This window comes from Streptomyces sp. NPDC057010, from assembly GCF_042673805.1.
GTDB lineage: Bacteria > Actinomycetota > Actinomycetes > Streptomycetales > Streptomycetaceae > Streptomyces.
In genome coordinates this window covers 41,615-60,200 of the sequence record NZ_JBHUSC010000036.1, presented here as the reverse complement: position 1 = coordinate 60,200, position 18,586 = coordinate 41,615, and the positions used below count along the sequence as shown (strand labels likewise).

At 72.2% G+C, this 18,586-nt stretch carries 18 protein-coding genes and 1 pseudogene; 10 read left to right on the top strand and 9 right to left on the bottom strand.

The window, feature by feature from the left end; all coding sequences use genetic code 11:
- Positions 1-6: 6 nt before the first annotated feature.
- On the bottom strand, positions 7-1,593 hold the full coding sequence (locus ACFTXQ_RS25870) for an acyl-CoA carboxylase subunit beta (RefSeq protein WP_382644670.1): 1,587 nt from the start codon (positions 1,591-1,593) through the stop codon (positions 7-9).
- A gap of 132 nt (positions 1,594-1,725) precedes the next feature.
- Between ACFTXQ_RS25870 and ACFTXQ_RS25865 the strand changes: the two genes are divergently transcribed.
- From ACFTXQ_RS25865 to ACFTXQ_RS25855, 3 genes are all read left to right on the top strand, one after another.
- Positions 1,726-2,592 carry a biotin--[acetyl-CoA-carboxylase] ligase gene (locus tag ACFTXQ_RS25865; protein WP_382644668.1) on the top strand — a complete coding sequence of 289 codons (867 nt, stop codon included), beginning with the start codon at positions 1,726-1,728 and terminating at the stop codon, positions 2,590-2,592.
- 236 nt (positions 2,593-2,828) lie between these two features.
- Complete coding sequence (locus ACFTXQ_RS25860) at positions 2,829-3,983, top strand: adenylate/guanylate cyclase domain-containing protein (RefSeq protein WP_382644666.1); 1,155 nt, start codon at positions 2,829-2,831, stop codon at positions 3,981-3,983.
- A 26-nt stretch (positions 3,984-4,009) separates the two neighbouring features.
- Entirely contained in the window at positions 4,010-4,831 is an 822-nt protein-coding gene (locus ACFTXQ_RS25855) for an enoyl-CoA hydratase/isomerase family protein (protein ID WP_382644664.1), read from the top strand.
- A 261-nt stretch (positions 4,832-5,092) separates the two neighbouring features.
- On the opposite strand, the gene ACFTXQ_RS25850 is transcribed toward ACFTXQ_RS25855, so the two are convergent.
- Positions 5,093-5,563 carry a hypothetical protein gene (locus ACFTXQ_RS25850; protein ID WP_382644663.1) on the bottom strand — a complete coding sequence of 157 codons (471 nt, stop codon included), beginning with the start codon at positions 5,561-5,563 and terminating at the stop codon, positions 5,093-5,095.
- Positions 5,564-5,734: 171 nt separating this feature from the next.
- On the opposite strand from ACFTXQ_RS25850, the gene ACFTXQ_RS25845 reads away from it, so the two are divergent.
- Positions 5,735-6,850, top strand: coding sequence for a diguanylate cyclase domain-containing protein (locus ACFTXQ_RS25845; protein ID WP_382644661.1), 1,116 nt, complete (start codon positions 5,735-5,737; stop codon positions 6,848-6,850).
- A gap of 231 nt (positions 6,851-7,081) precedes the next feature.
- Positions 7,082-8,623: a histidine ammonia-lyase gene (gene hutH / locus ACFTXQ_RS25840; protein WP_382644698.1), complete on the top strand. Its 1,542-nt coding sequence runs from the start codon at positions 7,082-7,084 to the stop codon at positions 8,621-8,623.
- Between the two features lie 66 nt (positions 8,624-8,689).
- Here the strand turns inward: hutH and ACFTXQ_RS25835 are convergent, their stop codons facing one another.
- On the bottom strand, positions 8,690-8,986 hold the full coding sequence (locus ACFTXQ_RS25835) for a hypothetical protein (protein ID WP_382644659.1): 297 nt from the start codon (positions 8,984-8,986) through the stop codon (positions 8,690-8,692).
- 146 nt (positions 8,987-9,132) lie between these two features.
- On the opposite strand from ACFTXQ_RS25835, the gene ACFTXQ_RS25830 reads away from it, so the two are divergent.
- The 3 genes from ACFTXQ_RS25830 to ACFTXQ_RS25820 all read left to right on the top strand — a co-directional run bounded on the left by ACFTXQ_RS25830 (position 9,133) and on the right by ACFTXQ_RS25820 (position 11,914).
- On the top strand, positions 9,133-9,435 hold the full coding sequence (locus ACFTXQ_RS25830) for a hypothetical protein (protein ID WP_382644658.1): 303 nt from the start codon (positions 9,133-9,135) through the stop codon (positions 9,433-9,435).
- A 132-nt stretch (positions 9,436-9,567) separates the two neighbouring features.
- Entirely contained in the window at positions 9,568-10,827 is a 1,260-nt protein-coding gene (locus ACFTXQ_RS25825) for an Ig-like domain-containing protein (protein ID WP_382644656.1), read from the top strand.
- A 121-nt stretch (positions 10,828-10,948) separates the two neighbouring features.
- Positions 10,949-11,914: a GNAT family N-acetyltransferase gene (locus tag ACFTXQ_RS25820; RefSeq protein WP_382644654.1), complete on the top strand. Its 966-nt coding sequence runs from the start codon at positions 10,949-10,951 to the stop codon at positions 11,912-11,914.
- Here the strand turns inward: ACFTXQ_RS25820 and ACFTXQ_RS25815 are convergent.
- Positions 11,911-12,798, bottom strand: a complete 888-nt coding sequence (locus ACFTXQ_RS25815) for a helix-turn-helix domain-containing protein (protein WP_382644652.1) — start codon at positions 12,796-12,798, stop codon at positions 11,911-11,913. The two genes, ACFTXQ_RS25820 and ACFTXQ_RS25815, sit on opposite strands and share 4 nt — an antisense overlap.
- 210 nt (positions 12,799-13,008) lie before the next feature.
- On the opposite strand from ACFTXQ_RS25815, the gene ACFTXQ_RS25810 reads away from it, so the two are divergent.
- Both ACFTXQ_RS25810 and ACFTXQ_RS25805 read left to right on the top strand, forming a co-directional pair.
- A complete protein-coding gene (locus tag ACFTXQ_RS25810; RefSeq protein WP_382644650.1) occupies positions 13,009-14,055 on the top strand; it encodes an NAD(P)-dependent alcohol dehydrogenase in 1,047 nt (348 codons plus the stop codon).
- Positions 14,056-14,150: 95 nt separating this feature from the next.
- Positions 14,151-16,322, top strand: a complete 2,172-nt coding sequence (locus ACFTXQ_RS25805; protein ID WP_382644648.1) for a sulfatase-like hydrolase/transferase — start codon at positions 14,151-14,153, stop codon at positions 16,320-16,322.
- Positions 16,323-16,344: 22 nt separating this feature from the next.
- On the opposite strand, the pseudogene ACFTXQ_RS25800 reads toward ACFTXQ_RS25805, so the two are convergent.
- The 5 genes and pseudogenes from ACFTXQ_RS25800 to ACFTXQ_RS25780 form a co-directional block, all read right to left on the bottom strand.
- Positions 16,345-16,440, bottom strand: a pseudogene (locus tag ACFTXQ_RS25800) (peptide-methionine (S)-S-oxide reductase); the annotation flags it as partial.
- Between the two features lie 34 nt (positions 16,441-16,474).
- The gene (locus tag ACFTXQ_RS25795) at positions 16,475-16,939 is read right to left on the bottom strand and encodes a hypothetical protein (protein ID WP_382644646.1); all 465 of its coding nucleotides are present in this window, start codon (positions 16,937-16,939) and stop codon (positions 16,475-16,477) included.
- Positions 16,940-17,019: 80 nt separating this feature from the next.
- Entirely contained in the window at positions 17,020-17,244 is a 225-nt protein-coding gene (locus ACFTXQ_RS25790) for a DUF397 domain-containing protein (RefSeq protein ID WP_382644644.1), read from the bottom strand.
- Positions 17,245-17,259: 15 nt separating this feature from the next.
- Positions 17,260-17,502: a hypothetical protein gene (locus ACFTXQ_RS25785; protein ID WP_382644642.1), complete on the bottom strand. Its 243-nt coding sequence runs from the start codon at positions 17,500-17,502 to the stop codon at positions 17,260-17,262.
- A gap of 272 nt (positions 17,503-17,774) precedes the next feature.
- Entirely contained in the window at positions 17,775-18,581 is an 807-nt protein-coding gene (locus tag ACFTXQ_RS25780; protein ID WP_382644696.1) for a helix-turn-helix domain-containing protein, read from the bottom strand.
- Positions 18,582-18,586: the final 5 nt, after the last annotated feature.

Here is an 18,586-nt window from a genome sequence, read left to right as displayed (position 1 = left end):
GAGGGGCTAGAGGGGGATGTTGCCGTGCTTCTTCGGCGGCAGGGACTCCCGCTTGGTGCGCAGCTGCCGCAGCCCCTTCACCACGTGCGCCCGGGTCTCGGACGGCATGGTCACCGCATCGATGTAACCGCGCTCGGCGGCCGTGTACGGGTTCAGCAGCGTGTCCTCGTACTCGGCGATGAGCCGCGCCCGGGTCTCCTCCACATCATCCGCCTCCGCGATCGTCCTGCGGTGCAGGATGTTCACCGCGCCCTGCGCGCCCATGACGGCGATCTGCGCGGTCGGCCAGGCCAGGTTGAGGTCCGCGCCGAGGTGCTTGGAGCCCATGACGTCGTACGCGCCGCCGAAGGCCTTGCGGGTGATGACGGTGATCAGGGGCACGGTCGCCTCCGCGTACGCGTAGATCAGCTTCGCGCCGCGCCGGATGATTCCGTTGTACTCCTGGTCGGTGCCCGGCAGGAAGCCCGGCACGTCGACGAACGTCAGAACCGGGATGTTGAAGGCGTCGCAGGTCCGTACGAACCGGGCGGCCTTCTCGGAGGCGTCGATGTCCAGGCAGCCGGCGAACTGCATCGGCTGGTTGGCGACGATGCCCACCGGGTGGCCCTCGACCCGGCCGAAGCCGGTGAGGATGTTCGGCGCGAAGAGCGCCTGCGTCTCCAGGAACTCCGCGTCGTCGAGCACGTGCTCGATCACGGCGTGCATGTCGTACGGCTGGTTCGCGCTGTCCGGGATCAGCACGTCGAGCTCGCGGTCGGCGTCGGTGACCTCGGTGTCCGCCTCCTCCGGGAAGGCGGGCGGCTCCGAGAGGTTGTTCGACGGCAGGTAGGCGAGCAGGGACTTCACGTACTCGATGGCGTCCTTCTCGTCACCCGCCATGTGGTGCGCGACACCGGACGTGCTGTTGTGCGTGCGCGCCCCGCCGAGCTCCTCGAAGCCCACGTCCTCGCCGGTGACGGTCTTGATGACGTCCGGGCCGGTGATGAACATGTGCGAGGTCTGGTCGACCATGACCGTGAAGTCGGTGATGGCGGGGGAGTACACGGCGCCGCCCGCGCAGGGGCCGACGATGAGGCTGATCTGCGGGATCACCCCGGAGGCGTGCACGTTCCGGCGGAAGATCTCGCCGTACATGCCGAGAGCGCTGACGCCCTCCTGGATGCGGGCGCCGCCGGAGTCGTTGATGCCGATGAGGGGGCATCCGGTCTTCAGCGCGAAGTCCATGACCTTCATGATCTTCTGCCCGTAAACCTCGCCGAGGGCGCCGCCGAAGACGGTGAAGTCCTGCGAGAACACCGCGACGGGGCGGCCGTCGACGGTGCCGTAGCCGGTGACGACGCCGTCACCGTAGGGGCGGGTCTTCTCCAGCCCGAAGTTGGTGGAGCGGTGGCGGGCGAGTTCGTCCAACTCCACGAAGGAGCCCTCGTCCAGCAGCAGGGCCACCCGCTCACGCGCCGTCAGCTTGCCCTTGGCGTGCTGCTTCTCCACGGCCCGGGCGGATCCGGCGTGGGTGGCCTCGTCGATGCGGCGCTGCAGATCCGCGATCTTGCCCGCGGTGGTGTGCATGTCGATCGGCTCTGAGGGTTGTGACATCGGGGTCGCGGCTCCCTGCGTGGTGTCAACTGCCTGGTCAATGTGACTGACTACGGCTGGCTACTGGTGCGTAGCGTATCGGCGGGCATGGCGCTCGGCAGTGCGGCGTTTGACACACCTACATTGGCTTGCATGACGCCATCAGATGCATCAGCAGGTGCCTCCGCCGGACGCTGGTCGAGCCTGGACCGGCCGCCCCTCAACGCCGCCGCCCTTGAGCGGGCCCTGGTCGGCGAGGGGTCGCTGTGGACCTCCCTGGAGGTGGTGACCACCACCGGGTCGACCAACTCCGACCTCGCCGCGCGGGCCGGCGGGCTGCCCGAGGGGGCCGTGCTCGTCGCCGAGGAGCAGACCGCCGGGCGCGGGCGGCTCGACCGGAGCTGGGTCGCGCCCGCCCGGTCCGGGCTGTTCTTCTCCGTCCTGCTCAAGCCGGGCGAGGCCGTGCCCCAGGAGCGGTGGGGGTGGCTGACCCTGCTGGCCGGGGTGGCCACCGCGACCGGGCTGTCCCGGGCGGCCGGCGTGGACACCGCCCTCAAGTGGCCCAACGACCTGCTCGTCACCGTGGACGGGGAGGAGCGCAAGACCGGCGGGATCCTCGCCGAGCGGGTCACCGACGGCGTGGTCATCGGGATCGGGCTCAACGTCTCGCTGACCGAGGACGAGCTGCCGGTGCCGGCCGCCGGGTCGCTCGCCCTGGCCAAGGCCGCCGTCACCGACCGGGACCCGCTGCTGAAGGCCGTACTGCGCGCCCTGGAGCAGTGGTACGGGAACTGGCGCGCGGCCGGCGGCGACCCCGCCGCCAGCGGCCTCCAGGAGACCTACGCGGCGGGCTGCGCCACCCTCGGCCGACACGTCCGCGCGGAGCTCCCGGGAGGCCGCACGCTCACCGGAACGGCCGAAGCGGTGGACGCCGACGGCCGGCTGGTGATCCGCACCGCCGAAGGGACCCACGAGGCCGTCGGCGCGGGCGACGTGGTGCACCTGAGGTCCGTCCACTGACCAAGGGGTTCCCGCCGGATACGGCCCGGATGCGGCCGGGGCGCGGCCCGGGCGGGGCGCCGTGGCGCGGGGCTCCGGCCCCGGGCCCCCGGCGCCCCAAACTCCGTACGGGCTGAAATCCGCGGGGAGGGGGAGTGAGCTACGGCACACCTGCCGTATGGTTTAGGCGATCCCGGTGCTCGTGGTGATCAACCGGTTCGCAGGGCATTGCGCACGGAATGGACAGGAGGCGGCCCTTGACCGTCGACGACCCTACGTCCAGCGCGTCCGCCCCCGGGCCCACCGGTCCCGGAACCCCGATCGGGCGCGACCAGCACCACCCCCACCACGAGGTCGACCACACGGCGCAGCCGACCGCGGACCCCCTCGCCATCCGCCTCGAACAGCTGATCCTCGGCGCCGAGCGCCGCTACACGCCGTTCCAGGCCGCCCGCAGCGCCGGGGTGTCGATGGAGCTCGCCTCCCGCTTCTGGCGGGCCATGGGCTTCGCCGACATCGGCCAGGCCAAGGCACTGACGGAAGCCGACGTCCTGGCGCTGCGCCGGCTCGCCGGCCTGGTGGAGGCCGGGCTGCTGAGCGAGCCGATGGCGGTGCAGGTCGCCCGGTCCACCGGGCAGACCACGGCGCGGCTGGCGGAGTGGCAGATCGACTCGTTCCTGGAGGGGCTCACCGAGCCGCCCGAGCCGGGGATGACCCGTACGGAGGTCACGTACCCCCTCGTCGAGCTGCTGCTGCCCGAGCTGGAGGAGTTCCTCGTCTACGTGTGGCGGCGCCAGCTGGCGGCCGCCACCGGGCGCGTGGTGCAGGCGGCGGACGACGAGGAGATGGTCGACCGGCGCCTCGCGGTGGGCTTCGCCGACCTGGTGGGCTTCACCCGGCTGACGCGCCGGCTGGAGGAGGAGGAGCTCGGTGAGCTGGTCGAGTCCTTCGAGACGACCTCGGCGGACCTGGTGGCCGCGCACGGCGGCCGGCTGATCAAGACCCTCGGCGACGAGGTGCTCTACTGCGCCGACGACGCGGCGACGGCGGCCGAGATCGCGCTGCGGCTCATCGAGACGATGGAGGCCGACGCGATGATGCCCGAACTGCGGGTCGGGATCGCCTTCGGCACCGTCACGACCCGGATGGGCGACGTCTTCGGGACCACCGTGAACCTGGCGAGCCGGCTGACCTCGATAGCCCCGAAGGACGCGGTGCTGGTCGACGGGGCGATGGCCGAGGAACTGGGCCGGACCGGGGCCGCGCCGGTCTCGGAGAAGGAGGCCGAGGCGGAGGAGGGCGGCGGCGGGTACCGCTTCGCGCTCCAGCCGATGTGGCAGCGGCCGGTGCGCGGGCTGGGAGTGGTGGAACCCTGGTCGCTGACGCGCCGGAAGCCTAAGATCCCCGGGTAACGTTCGTTAACCGGGAGGCCCTGCCCATGTCCGAGACCCTGTCCGCGGCCGTATCGGCGTTCGAGTCGGAGTACGTTTCGCTGCGGCGGCACGGCGACGACGGGGTCGTGGAGCTGGTCCTGGACCGCCCGAAGGCGATGAACGCGGTGTCCACGGACATGGCGCGCGCCATCGGCGGCGCGTGCGCGGCGCTGGCGGCCGATCCTTCCGTACGGGTGGTCGTGCTCTCCTCCACCGCGGAGCGGGCGTTCTGCGTCGGTGCGGACCTCAAGGAGCGGAACTCGCTGTCGGACGCGGAGCTGGTGCGGCAGCGGCCGACCACGCGGGGCGCGTACGGGGGCGTGCTGGAGCTGCCGATGCCGACGATCGCCGCCGTGCACGGTTTCGCCCTGGGCGGCGGCTTCGAGCTGGCCCTGGCCTGCGATGTGATCGTCGCCGACGAGACGGCCGTGGTCGGCCTGCCCGAGGTGTCGGTGGGCGTGATCCCGGGCGGCGGGGGCACGCAGCTGCTGCCGCGGAGGGTGGGCGCGGCCCGGGCGGCCGAGCTGATCTTCACGGCCCGCCGCGTGGAGGCGCCGGAGGCGCTGTCCCTGGGGCTGGTGGACTCGGTGGTTCCGGCCGGCCAGGACACGGCCGAGGCCCTCGCCCTGGCGGCCCGGATGGCGGCGAACTCCCCGGTGGGGCTGCGGGCGGCCAAGCGGGCGCTGCGGCTGGGGCACGGCATGGACCTGGCGGCGGGCCTGGAGATCGAGGACGCGGCCTGGCGCACGGTGGCCTTCTCCGGGGACCGCGCGGAGGGCGTGTCGGCCTTCAACGAAAAGCGCAAGCCCAACTGGCCGGGCCAGTAACCCCCGCCGGCCCCCGGCCTGCGGGGACGGCTGTGGTCCGCCGGGGCCGGGCGCGCGCCGGGGCACCTCCTCGGGCGCCGAACGTGACCAGGGGCCGGACCGTGGCAGCGGGACAGCGTTCGGCGCCCTGCGGGGGCGCCCCGGCACACACCCGCCCCCGGCGGCGCGCGCTTCGAACGCCCAGCGGCGCCCAAACGCCGGCAGGACCGAACCGCGCAGGTAGCGCGGGCTTCGCGTCCCGCGAGAAGCCGGCGAAGGGTTTCAACTCAGCTGGTCGCGCACGAGATCAAGGAATGCCTGTCGGCTCGGACGGATGTGCGCCCAGACTTTCTCGTCCTGTGGCTCTCCCGGGTCTTCGGGGCCCTTCCTGATCACCTCTTGTACTGCCCACGCGAGGCTATGTGCCGCTTCGCTGACCTCAGACGTGCACAGCACGTGGATCGTCTTCTGCACCACCCACACCCTGTCAAGGACCTGCCTTGCCCGGGCCTGCCACTGCTCGTCAGCCAGGTTGTGGTGATGCCGATCCACCGCGACTCGTTCGGCTTCCTGCACCGCAGACAGAAATTCGATGAGGTGAGTGAGCCGCTCGTTGCGGCGCGCCTCGGCAAGTTCACGAACACTGCGGCGCGCCTCGCCGCGTTCCACGGCGCGTCCTGCCGAGCGCTGGGCCAGCATCGACATGAGCCCGCCGAGCAGGACGCCGATGAGCGGCGCAAGCGTTGTCCACACAACGTCCGATTATGACAGCGATGGCATGAGCATGGCTCTCGCCGCTGTTTGGTGCGGGTAGGGCTGCCCCCGGCTCGGGATCTGCCGCCCGCCATCACCCCCAGTCATCCCCCGCCACCCAAAGTCGCGCCAATTGTCACCAAATCACACAAAACTCCCTAACCTGGGGTGATGGGAGTCGACGGACGACTGCGAGCCGTGGTGGGTCTGGCGCAGGCGATGGCCGCGGCCAACGCGCCGCGGGACAGTGTGCGGGCCGCCGCGCGGGGGGCGCGGGTGGCGCTGGACGGGTCGTTCGCCGCGATCTCCGCGTGGGAACGGGAGCGGGGTCGCCTGCGGGTGCTCGTGAACGAGGGGGAGCGGCGCCCCGGGGAACTGGAGTTCCCCGAGGACGAGTCCTACCCGGTGCACGACTTCCCCGAGATCACCGAGTTCCTGCACGAGCGCTGGGCGGGCGGCGGCGGCCCGCACGCCTGGGTCGAGAACGCCGTCGGCGACCGGCCCGGCCGGCGCGGCGATGCGCTGCGGCGGCGCGGGCGGGGGACCTGCGTGGTCGCACCGATCGTGCTGAGCGGGCGGGCCTGGGGCGAGCTGTACGTCGCCCGCGACGAAGGGCTGCCCGACTTCGACGAGGACGACGCCGAGTTCGCGACCGTCCTCGCCGCCGTGGTCGCGGCCGGGCTCGCCCAGAACGAGCGGCTGGAGGAGGCCCGGCGGCTCGCCTTCACCGACCCCCTTACCGGGCTCGCGAACCGCCGGGCCGTCGACATGCGGCTCGACGAGGCCCTGGAGGAGCACCGGCGGACGGGGGCCGTGGTCAGCCTGGTCGTCTGCGACCTGAACGGCCTGAAGACGGTCAACGACACCCTCGGCCACGCGATGGGCGACCGGCTGCTGGAGCGCTTCGGGTCGGTGCTGAGCCTGTGCGGGGCGATGCTGCCGGGGGCGCTGGTCGCGCGGCTGGGCGGCGACGAGTTCTGCCTGGTCGGGGTCGGGCCGACGGCGGACGAGGTCGTACGGGTCACCGAGGAGCTGTGTACGCGGGCCGCGGAGCTGGAGCTGGGGGAGGGGGTGGCCTGCGGGGTGGCCTCGACCGGGGATCCGATCGGGCTGGTGAAGTCCTCGCGGCGGTTGTTCCGGCTGGCGGATGCGGCGCAGTACAAGGCGAAGGCGGCGCGCTCCCCCAAGCCGGTTGTCGCCGGGCGCGACACCGCTGTGGTGCGGATGGCCGACGCCGCCGCCGAGGCCGCCTCCGGCGAGCGGCGCCGCTTCCGTGGCCGCCAGTGACCCCGGGGCTCCGCCCCGCGCCCCCGCCCCGGCGGGGCACGACGTGGTCCACCTCCCCGGCCGGGTGCGCCCCAAAGATTCGGGGCTCCGCCCCGGACCCCGCGCCTCAAGCGCTGGCGGGGCTGGATCTGCGAGCGCGCCGAGCGCGCCGAGCGCGCCGAGCCCCGTGCAGCCGGGTGCCGTGAAGGGGTGACATGAAGCGATTCAATCCGTAGGGTGCTGAATATGGATATGCACACTGTCGTGGTGGGGACGTCCGGGACCACCGCCGAGGACGTCATCGCCGTCGCCCGCGGCAACGCGCGGGTCGAGCTGTCCGCCGAGGCGCTCGCCGCGCTCGGCCGCGCACGCGAGATCGTCGACGCGCTCGCCGCCAAGCCCGAACCCGTCTACGGGGTGTCCACCGGCTTCGGCGCCCTCGCCTCCCGGCACATCAGCCCCGAGCTGCGCGCCCAGCTCCAGCGCAACATCGTCCGCTCGCACGCCGCCGGCATGGGCCCGCGCGTCGAGCGCGAGGTGGTCCGCGCGCTGATGTTCCTGCGGCTCAAGACCGTGGCCTCCGGCCACACCGGCGTGCGCCCCTCCGTCGCGCAGACCATGGCCGACGTGCTCAACGCCGGGATCACCCCCGTCGTCCACGAGTACGGATCCCTCGGCTGCTCCGGCGACCTCGCCCCGCTCTCCCACTGCGCGCTCGCGCTCATGGGCGAAGGGGACGCCGAGGGCCCGGACGGGGTCGTCCGCCCCGCCGGCGAGCTGCTCGCCGAGCACGGCATCGAGCCCGTCGAGCTCCGCGAGAAGGAGGGCCTCGCCCTCCTCAACGGCACCGACGGGATGCTCGGCATGCTCGTCATGGCCCTCGCCGACCTCGGCAAGCTCTACACCTCCGCCGACATCACCGCCGCGCTCACCCTGGAGGCGCTGCTCGGTACCGAGAAGGTCCTCCAGCCCGAGCTGCACGCCATCCGCCCGCACCCCGGCCAGGGCGCCTCCGCCGCCAACATGGCCGCCGTGCTCAAGGGCTCGGGGCTCACCGGGCACTTCCAGGAGGAGTCCGCCCCGCGCGTGCAGGACGCCTACTCCGTGCGCTGCGCCCCGCAGGTGGCCGGCGCCGGCCGCGACACCATGGCGCACGCCGCCCTGGTGGCCTCCCGCGAGCTGGCCGCCGCCGTGGACAACCCGGTGGTCCTGCCCGACGGCCGCGTGGAGTCCAACGGCAACTTCCACGGCGCCCCGGTCGCGTACGTCCTGGACTTCCTGGCCATCGCCGCCGCCGACCTCGGCTCCATCGCCGAGCGCCGCACGGACCGCCTCCTCGACAAGAACCGCTCGCACGGCCTGCCGCCGTTCCTCGCGGACGACGCCGGCGTGGACTCCGGTCTGATGATCGCCCAGTACACGCAGGCCGCCCTGGTCAGCGAGATGAAGCGGCTCGCGGTGCCGGCCTCCGCCGACTCGATCCCCTCCTCCGCCATGCAGGAGGACCACGTCTCGATGGGGTGGTCGGCCGCGCGCAAGCTCCGTACGGCCGTCGACAACCTGACCCGGATCATCGCGATCGAGCTGTACGCGGCCACCCGCGCCATCGAGCTGCGCCACGGGCTCACCGCGGCCCCGGCCAGCCTGGCCGCGATCGCCGCCGCCCGCGCGGCGGGTGTCGAGGGTCCCGGGCCGGATCGTTTCCTCGCCCCTGACCTGGCCGCCGCCGACGAGTTCATCCGTACGGGTGCTCTCGTCGCCGCGGTGGAGGGTGTGACGGGCCCGCTGGCCTGACCCCCGCGCGGATCCACCGCACAGGGCCGTCCCGACCGGGGCGGCCCTTCGCGTTGCGCCGGGGCCCTACGCGGTGCGGGAGCGGCGTACCGAGTACGTGACGAAGCCGGCCCCGATGCCGAGGCAGACCGTACCGCCCAGGAGGTACGGGGTGGTGTCGACCGAGCCGGTGTCGGCGAGCGAGAGCGGAACCGGCCGGGAGCCCTCCTGGGCACCGGCGCCCGCGCTGTTCGCGGCCGCGGGCACGCCGGAGGGGCCTTCGGCGGCGCCGGGCGCGGTGGCGTTCGCCGAGGGTACGAACCAGAGGGCGCCGAGGAGGGTGGTCGCCCCGAGAGCGGTGAGCAGCGGACGGCGTGCGGACACGGTGCGATCCCCCTTGTGGCAGCAGCGAATTGGCCGTGTGCGGTGATGCTACGGAAAGGGGCGGGTCGTGGGAAAGCCGGGGGTTCCGCGGGCTTACTCTCCGTCGTATGAACCCTTCTGACACATCACGATTCGTCCGCCTTCGGGTGGATTTGGTACTGGAGGTTCCGGATCCGGAAGCACTGACCGGAGCCGCCCTCGCACACATCGAGGCCGACGAGTTCATGCCGGACGAGGAGCGCGGCCACGCCGAGTCCGCCGTCCGCGAAGACGAATCGGAGGCCCTGGCCTACCTGGTCGACCCCACCGACCTGGTCGCCGAGATCCCCGGAGTGGAGCTGGCACAGGCCTCCTGGAGCAGCGAGCCCGTCGAATACGACCCCGAGTCCATGGAGTGGGACCTGGACGAGGAAGATGGAGACTTCGACGAGAAGACCGACAACGCCTGACCGTGTGGTGGCCCACATCCCAACGGAATGTGGAACCGATCCGCGTCGTTATCGCGTTGTCATGGCGAGGCAGGGGGTCATCCCCCCTGCCCGGCCAGTCCCGGGACGGCAGCCCCGGGGTTTCCGGCAACGATGGAGTGGCGTGTGAGGACGGACAGCAAGCGGCGGAGAAGGTCCCTGGCGGCCGTGTCCGCCGTGCTCGGCGGGGTGCTGATGCTCGCGGGGTGCGGTGGCGACGACAAGCCGAAGGCGGCCGAGAGCAGCAAGTCCCAGGCCGAGGTCGATGCGGCCGCGGCCAAGGACGCCTCCAAAGCCCGAATAACGATCACGCCGAAGGACGGCGCCACCAACGTCGGCCTCAACGACGCCGCGAACGTCGCCGTCAGCGACGGCACGCTCACGAACGTCGAGCTGAAGACCTCCGAGGGCACCGCCGTGGCCGGCAAGATCGCCGCCGACGGCAAGAGCTGGAAGCCCGACGCGGCGCTGAAGCGCTCCACCAAGTACGCCCTCTCGGCGACGGCGAAGGACGCCGACGGCCGCGAGGCGCACGAGAACACCTCCTTCACCACGGTATCCCCGGAGAACAGCTTCGTCGGCTCGTTCATCCCGGACGACGGCCAGACCGTCGGCGTCGGCATGCCGGTCTCCATCACCTTCAACAAGCCGATCCAGGACAAGAAGGCCGTCCAGGCCGCCATCTCGGTCACCTCCAGCAGCGGCCAGGAGGTCGTCGGCCACTGGTTCGGCGCGCAGCGGCTGGACTTCCGCCCCGAGCAGTACTGGCAGGCGAACTCCACCGTCACGCTGAAGCTGGCACTGGAGGGCGTCCAGGGCGCTCCCGGCGTCCAGGGCGTCCAGAACAAGACCGTCACCTTCAAGATCGGCCGCAGCCAGGTCTCCACGGTCGACGCGAAGTCGAAGAAGATGACGGTCACCCGGGACGGCGCGGTCCTCAAGACCATCCCGATCTCGGCGGGCTCCCCGGAGAACCCGACCTACAACGGCCAGATGGTGATCTCCGAGAAGTTCAAGGAGACGCGGATGGACGGCTCCACCGTCGGCTTCAAGAACGAAGAGGGCAAGGGCGAGTACGACATCAAGGACGTGCCGCACGCGATGCGCCTGTCGACCTCCGGCACGTTCATCCACGGCAACTACTGGGGCGCGGACTCGATCTTCGGCAGCGTCAACACCAGCCACGGCTGTGTCGGCCTGAACGACGCCAAGGGTGCGAACGATCCGAACCAGCCCGCCGCCTGGTTCTACGACAACTCGCTCATCGGCGACGTGGTCACCGTCGTCAACTCCCCGGACAAGACCATCACGCCGGACAACGGCCTCAACGGCTGGAACATGGCCTGGGCGGAATGGAAGGCCGGCGCGGCCTGACGCCCGCGGCGCTCCAGGCCGCAACCCGCACGGAAGGCGGGGCCCCTCAGGGGTCCCGCCTTCGGCACAGTGACCGAAAACCCGTGAGCGCCCGCCCGGCAGGTCGCCTAGGGTCCGGGGCATGACGATCCGCACCCTGTCCGTGCCCCCGACCGACACCGAACTGGACGCCTGGGTGGCGGTCCTCGCCGCCGCGCAGAGCGCCGACCTGCCGGACGTGCCCGCTCCCACCCGGGCGGAGGTCGCCGGGCGGCTGGGCGTGCCGCCCGCGCGGGGCCGGAGCGTGCAGTGGGCGGCCGACGAGGGCGTCGCGGCGCTCCTCCTGTTCACGGACGAGGGCAACACCCACACCGCGTACCTGGACGTCCTCGCCGTACGCCCCGACGCGCGCCGGCGGGGTGTCGGCACGGCCCTGTGGCAGCGGGTCCGCGAGGAACTGCTCGCCCAAGGCCGCACGTCGGTGGCCACGGTGGCGGACCTCGGCGGACCGGGGCAGGCCTTCGCCGAGGCCCTCGGCTTCGAGAACGTGCTGCCCATGGCCTGGTACGTGCGGGAGATCGGCGGAGCCGGGGCGTCCCGAGACCAGGCCCCGGACACGCCCGGCTACGAGCTCCTGACCTGGCACGGCCTGGTGCCCGACGCGTGGGCGCCCGCGGCCGCCGTGGCCCACGGGGCGATGGAGGACGCGCCGAGCGGGGACATGGACGAGCGGATCCAGTCCTGGACCGCGCAGCGGCTGCACGCGGCGCAGCAACTGGTCCTGGACCGGGGCGGCGAGATGACCACGGTCGCCGCCGTCACCCCCGCTGGGGAGGTGGCCGCGTACACGGAACTCGTCCTGCCGGACCCGGCCGGGCCGCGCGCCATCCAGTACGACACGGTCGTCGTCCCCGCCCACCGCGGCCACGGCCTCGGCCGGGCGGTGAAGCTCCGCATGGAGGCGGAGGCGGCCCGCCGGTTCCCGGCCCTGCGACAGATCGGCACGACGGTGGCCGACGAGAACACCCCCATGCGGGCGGTGAACGAGGCCCTGGGCTACCGGCTGGAACGCGGCGCGGCCGTCTTCCAGTTGAAGCTCCAGTTCTAGTTCTGGCTCTGGGGGGTGTGTATAGGGGCGGGCGCGGCTTCCGGCCTCGTCCACGACGACAGCAGGCGCAGGGCGTCCTCCGACGGGGAACCCGGCGCCGGGTGGAAGGCGACCAGGCACTGCTCCGGGTCGCCCGGGAGGGTCAGCGTCTCGAAGTGCAGGTCGAGCGCGCCCACCAGGGGGTGGCGCAGCTTCTTCACCCCGTGCGTCTTGTCCGCCACCGTGTGCGCCGCCCACAGCCGCCGGAACTCCTCGTTCTTCACCGACAGCTCCCCGACCAGCGCCGACAGCTGCTCGTCCTCCGGGTGCCGGCCCGCGTACATGCGCAGGTTGCTCACCACCTCGCAGGCCCGGCACTCCCACTCCGCGTACAGCTCCGCCGTCGCCGGGTCCAGGAACACCAGCCGCACCAGGTTCCGCTCCTGCGCCGGCAGCGTCCCGAAGTCCCCGAACACCGCGGCCGCGAGCCGGTTCCAGCCGATGACGTCCTGACGCCGCCCCACGAGGTACGCCGGTACGCCCTCCATCGCGTCCAGCAGCGTCCGCAGCTCCGGCCGGACCTGCTGGGGGCGGGGGCTCTGGCGGCGCCTGCGGGGGACCGGGCGGGCCAGGTGCGTCATGTGCGCGTGCTCCGTCGCGCTCAGCCGCAGCGCCCGCGCGATCGCGTCGAGGACCTCAGCCGAGACGTTGTGCCCCGCGCCCTGCTCCAGGCGCGTGTAGTACGCGACCGACACCCCGGCCAGCTGCGCCAGTTCCTCGCGGCGCAGCCCGGGGACGCGCCGGTGGCGTCCGTGGTCCGGCAGGCCCACGTCCTCGGGGCGCAGGCGCGCGCGGCGGGAGCGGAGGAACTCGCCGAGGCATGCTCCGTGATCAACCAGGTCCATATCGCCAGTATCGCCGGGGCAGCGACCGCCGTGTGGGCGCGTTCCTGACCCCGCCAGGGGTAGGTTCACCAGTCCTAGGCAGGACAGGTGGCTGGGTGGGCGCCGCGCGGACGGGCAGCCTGGACACCGTCACCGCGGCGCCGAGACGGCCGCGGCGGACACCACCCCCCTTCCTTGCGAAACCCGCGTCACCGCCGAGGAGCAGCACCCATGTCCGTCACCCAGGTCGCCGCCTACGCCGCCCCCGCCCCCAAGGCCCCGCTGGAGCGCGTCACCGTCCCGCGCCGCCCCGTCGGCGAGCACGACGTCCTCATCGACATCAAGTACGCCGGCATCTGCCACTCCGACATCCACCAGGTCGGCAACGGCTGGGGCGAGGGCATCTTCCCGATGGTCCCCGGCCACGAGATCGCCGGTGTCGTCACCGAAGTCGGCCCCGGAGTCACGAAGTTCACCGCCGGCGACCGGATCGGCGTCGGCTGCCTCGTCGATTCCTGCCGGAAGTGCGAGTACTGCCTCGCCGGCCAGGAGCAGCACTGCGCCGGGGGCCCCGTCGGCACGTACAACGCCCTCGACAGGAACGGCGAGCCCACGTACGGCGGCTACTCCACCCACCTCGTCGTCGACGAGAACTACGCCGTCCGCATCCCCGACGGCCTCTCCCTGGAGGCCGCCGCGCCGCTGCTGTGCGCCGGCATCACCCTGTACTCCCCGCTCCGGCACTGGCAGGCGGGCCCGGGCAAGAAGGTCGCCGTCGTCGGCCTGGGCGGCCTCGGCCACATGGGCGTGAAGATCGCGGCCGCGCTCGGCGCCGAGGTCACGGTCCTCTCGCAGTCGCTGCGCAAGAAGGAGGACGGCCTGCGGCTGGGCGCCTCCCACTACTACGCGACGAGCGACGAGGCCACCTTCGAGGAGCTGGCCGGCCGCTTCGACCTGATCCTGTCCACCGTCTCGGCCCCGCTCGGCCTGGACCGCTACCTGTCCCTGCTGCGGGTCGGCGGCGCACTCGTGAACGTCGGCGCCCCGGAGGAGCCGGTGTCGCTGAACCTGTTCTCGGTGATCGGCGGCAACAAGACCCTCGCCGGGTCCATGATCGGCGGCATCGCCGAGACCCAGGAGATGCTCGACTTCTGCGCCGGGCACGGGCTGGGCGCCGAGATCGAGCTGATCCGCGCGGACCAGGTCAACGAGGCGTACGAGCGGGTGCAGGCGGGCGACGTCCGCTACCGCTTCGTGATCGACGCCTCGACGATCTGACCGTGTCACGCGTTCTTCACGCCGCGTGCATGGACCGGGTACGGGGAAGGTGCGGATGATCTTCTCACCGTCCCTACGCAGCCCAGGAGTTCGCGATGCCCAGCCGCCGTCACTTCCTCGCCGGATCCGCGGCCGCCGTGGGCCTCGCCGCCCTCCCCCAACTGCCCGGAGCCGCAGCCGCGTCGGCCGCCGAGGACGCGGCGGCCCCGCCCCACCTCGTGGTGATCCTGGCCGACGACCTGGGCTACGGCGACCTCGGCGCGTACGGCCAGAAGCTCATCACCACCCCGCGCATCGACCAACTCGCCGCCGAGGGCCTGCGGTTCACCGACGCCTACTCCGCCGCCGCCGTCTGCGCGCCCTCCCGGGCCGCCCTGCTCACCGGCCTGCACACCGGCCACGCCGCCGTCCGCGCCAACCCCTCCAGCGGCGGCCAGGGCGGCCTCGGCCCCGGGGACACCACCTTCGCGGAGGTGCTCCGCGCGCGGGGCTACCGTACGGGCCTGTTCGGCAAGTGGGGCTTCGGACCGGAGGCCGCGGACCAGCCGAGCCACCCGGCCGCGCGGGGCTTCGAGGAGTTCTACGGGTACATCGACCACACCCACGCCCACGAGTACTACCCGGCGTACCTCTGGCACGACAACGCCAAGGAGCCGGTCCCGGCGGGCACCTTCGCCCCCACCGTGATCGCCGAACGCGCCCTCGGCTTCATCGACGCGCACGCCTCCGGCCCGGACCCCTTCCTCCTCGTACTGGCCCCGAACCTCCCGCACGCGCCCAGCGACATCCCCGACGTCGGCGCGTACGCCTCGCGGTCGTGGACGCAGGCCAACAAGGCGCACGCGGCGCAGATCAGCCTCCTCGACGCGCAGGTCGGCGCGGTGGTGGACCGGCTGAAGGCGCGGGGGATCGCGGAGCGCACCGTGGTGCTGGTGGCCTCGGACAACGGCCCGCACGAGGAGGGCGGCGTCGACCCCGACCTCTTCGACGCCAACGGCCCGCTGCGCGGCTACAAGCGCAACCTGTACGAGGGCGGCGTCCGCGTCCCGCTCATCGCATGGTCCCCGGGCCGCATCGCCCCCGGCACCACCAGCGCCCGCCCGACCCCGCTCTACGACGTCCTGCCCACCCTCGCCGACCTGGCCGGCGCCCCCGCCCCGTCGGACCTCGACGGCCTCTCGGCGGCCCCGGTCCTGGCGGGCGCGGCAGCCGTCGCCCCGATCCACGACCACCTGTACTGGTACCGGGACGAGCAGGGCGTCACCACCCGGGCCAACGCGGTGGACGGGGGCCGGGCGAAGCGGGTCGCGGAGGCGATCCGCAAGGACCGGTGGAAGGCCGTACGGTTCGCCCCGGCGCGGGACCGCACGGTGCCGGACGCGCAGTGGCAGTTCGAGCTCTACGACCTGACGGCGGACCCCTCCGAGAAGAACGACGTGGCGGCGAAGAACCCGGCGGTGGTGTCCTCGCTGACGGCCCTGCTCCGCGCCTCCTGGGCGGACACCTACGTCCGCAGCCCGTGGGGTGTCACGGCGACCGCGGACCCCACGGCCGGCACGGTCACCACGACCCTCTCGAACGGCACCAACCGCCCCTGGCCGGACGCCCGCGTCACCCTCCCCGTCCCGGCGGGCTGGACGGCCAGCCCGACGGGCCCGACGACTGCCGCCTCACTGGCCCCCGGCGCGGCCCTGACCACGGTCTGGGCGATCACGACGCCCGACACGGCGCCGGCCGCCCTCCTGACGGCCGCCGCCACGACCTCCGCCTTCCGCTTCACCGCGTCGGCGCGGTTCACCCCGCTCCCCGCCCCGCCCACCCGCGACAGCCACCTCAGCGACCTGCCGTGGGTCTCGGCCACCAACGGCTGGGGGCCGGTGGAGATCGACCGCTCCAACGGCAAGCAGGCCGCGGGCGACGGCACACCGATCGCCTTCGGCGGCGTCACGTACCCGAAGGGCCTCGGCGTGCACGCCCCGTCGGAGATCGTCTACCACCTGGGCGGCCGCGCGGCCCGCTTCACCGCCCTCGTCGGCATCGACGACTTCTCGACGAAGCAGTCCTCGGTCGGCGCCACCCGGGCCATCGTCCGCGGCGACGGCCGCACCCTGCTCACCACGCCCACCCTGACGGGCGCGGGCGGCCCCGTCGCCATCGACCTGGACGTGACCGGCGTCCGCCTCCTCCACCTCGTGGTCGAGGACGCCAACGCCCGCTCCTCCTTCGACCACACCTCCTGGGCCCGGCCGTACGTGACGGTCGTCTAGCAGGGCCGGCCGCGGCAGAGGGTCACTCCGCCGCGGCCACGCCGATCGGGCAGGAGACGCCCGTGCCGCCGATGCCGCAGTAGCCGCCCGGGTTCTTGTCGAGGTACTGCTGGTGCCACGTGCATACGCCGGGGCCGCTGTCATGCACTGGCCTACGGGCGGGGACAGGCCAGGTCCGGAGCAGAGCGGTTCGGCGAGCACGTCACAAGAGCGACGGAGTGGAAGACAGTGCTCTTCAGGTAGTGGCCGAGGGATACGTCTCCTCCCCACGTCAGCCGCTCGACCGCACTCTTCACCAGGAGAACCAGCCTGGTCACTTCCCGATCCTGCTCAGAGGCGAACCGGGGTGCGAACTCTGCGAGCTGAAGGCCCAGCCACTCGCCGGCCTCCTTGGGCTCCTCCCATGTCCCCCGGATCATCGAGGGCGGTTTCATCAGCCAGTGCGCCGTCTGGATCGGAGGGAGGTCGGTAGTCGGGAAGGCTGCCACGGCTTCCCGATACCGGTCGTGCACCTCTTGCTCACTGGTCGCCGCCGGAGCCTGGCCGGGCGGTCTGCGGACGCTCTCCCTGTCGAACGTCTTCTTCTCCCCCACCCATGCGTAACCGTGGTGGTGCACCGCTGCTCCGTTCCGAGAGATGACGACGGCCCCGCCCGTCGGCGTGAGGGCAGGGCCGTCAGTTCAGGTGGTGCCGTGGCTCAGGCGGAGAGGTCGAAGCGGGTGGGGTCGATGCCCGCCGCGTCCAGCTCGGCCGTGGAGAAGCGCAGCGGCTCGGCGTCCGGGCGCTTGCTGTCGCCCATCGCCCACGCGTCCGGCCCGATCTTCGCGAGGGTCACGCACGCCTCGCCGTCCGGGTGGGTGTTGCCTCCGCATGCCTTGCTGAAGCGGGCTCCGGAGATGTCGAGTCCGTACAGGTCGGTCATCTGGTCCTCCTTGATTCAGATGGGAAGGGCACCGCTGTCCCGCTCGGGGTGTGCCCGGCTGCCTCGCAGCGCCTCTGCGATCTGCTCGACGTGAGCAGCGGGGATCGAGCCCAGGTGCACGAGCGGCTCGCCTCGGGGAGTCACCTGTGGGCGTATCGCCGCGTAGGCGCTCTCCGGCAGGCCCAGGGAGGCGAGCACCTCGCGCATGACATCGGAGGCGCTCAGAGCCGCTGTACGTCCGTCTCTCCAGGTCTGCATGTCCACTACCGCCCCCCCAGAGTGCTTCTTGGGGTGCGCGGCCAGCTCGACGTTGCAGTCCGAGACAGCGGACAGGTCCCCGGCGCCGTACGCCGCTGTGCGCTGCTTCGCAAGGGCAGCGCAGACACCGCAACCCGGCGCAGGTGCAGGCGGTGTGCGGGGGAGGGACAGTTGAACAGGCGGGTCCATCGTGGTGCTGGGGCTGCTCACTGGGATTCCCTCCCTCGGGGGGTGTCGGCACCGCTGATGCTTCACCCGCTGAGCAGCCCGTTCTAAGGTCTTTCCTGTTGGGGCAAGAATCCGTCCCGGATGCCCTCGACCAGGGTTCTCATGACGTCGCCGTAGACCGCCACCGCGGCGAACCGTTCGAAGGTTTCGAGGTAGAGCTGGACGTCCTTCGGGTCGCGGGTGGTGACCTCGGAGTGGAACGTCTCCACGATGACGAGCCGGTCGTCGTGGAGGCTGAAGCAAGTCATGGGGAAGTCAGGCATCCGGCGGTCGGAAGGCACGACACCGAGAGAGACATTGGGCAGACGGGACACGGATACGAGCCGGTCGAGCTGGAGCGCCATGACCACGGGCTCGCTGATGCGCCACCGGAGTACGTGCTCGCAGATCAGGAAGCGGAACGACCTGCCCGGCTCGTACAGGACGGATTGCCGTTCGAGGCGAGCCGCCACGGTCTTGGCCCTGCTCTCTTCCGGCATGGCCGGCGGCAGGGAGAAGACGGCAGAGGCGTACTCGGGCGTCTGGAGGAGTCCGGGGACGAGCTGGCCCTGCAAGAGCCTGAGCGTGGTGGTGCCGGCTTCGATGGCCCGGATGGTCTTCTGGTGCTTCCACGGGCCCATACGGCGCAGCAGGCGCCATGCGGTGGCCTCGGTGGCTTCAGCGCGGGCGGCTGCCAGGAACTCTTCCTTGACCTCCTGGCTCACGCCTATGGCGGTGAGGACCAGGTCCACATCCTGGACGGTCGGTCGTACCTTGCCCGTCTCGATCTTCGAGAGCTTTCCGGCAGACATGGAAGCCCTGCGGGCCACGGCGTCACCCGTGAGTCCGGATGCATCGCGCAGCGCCCGCAGGGCTT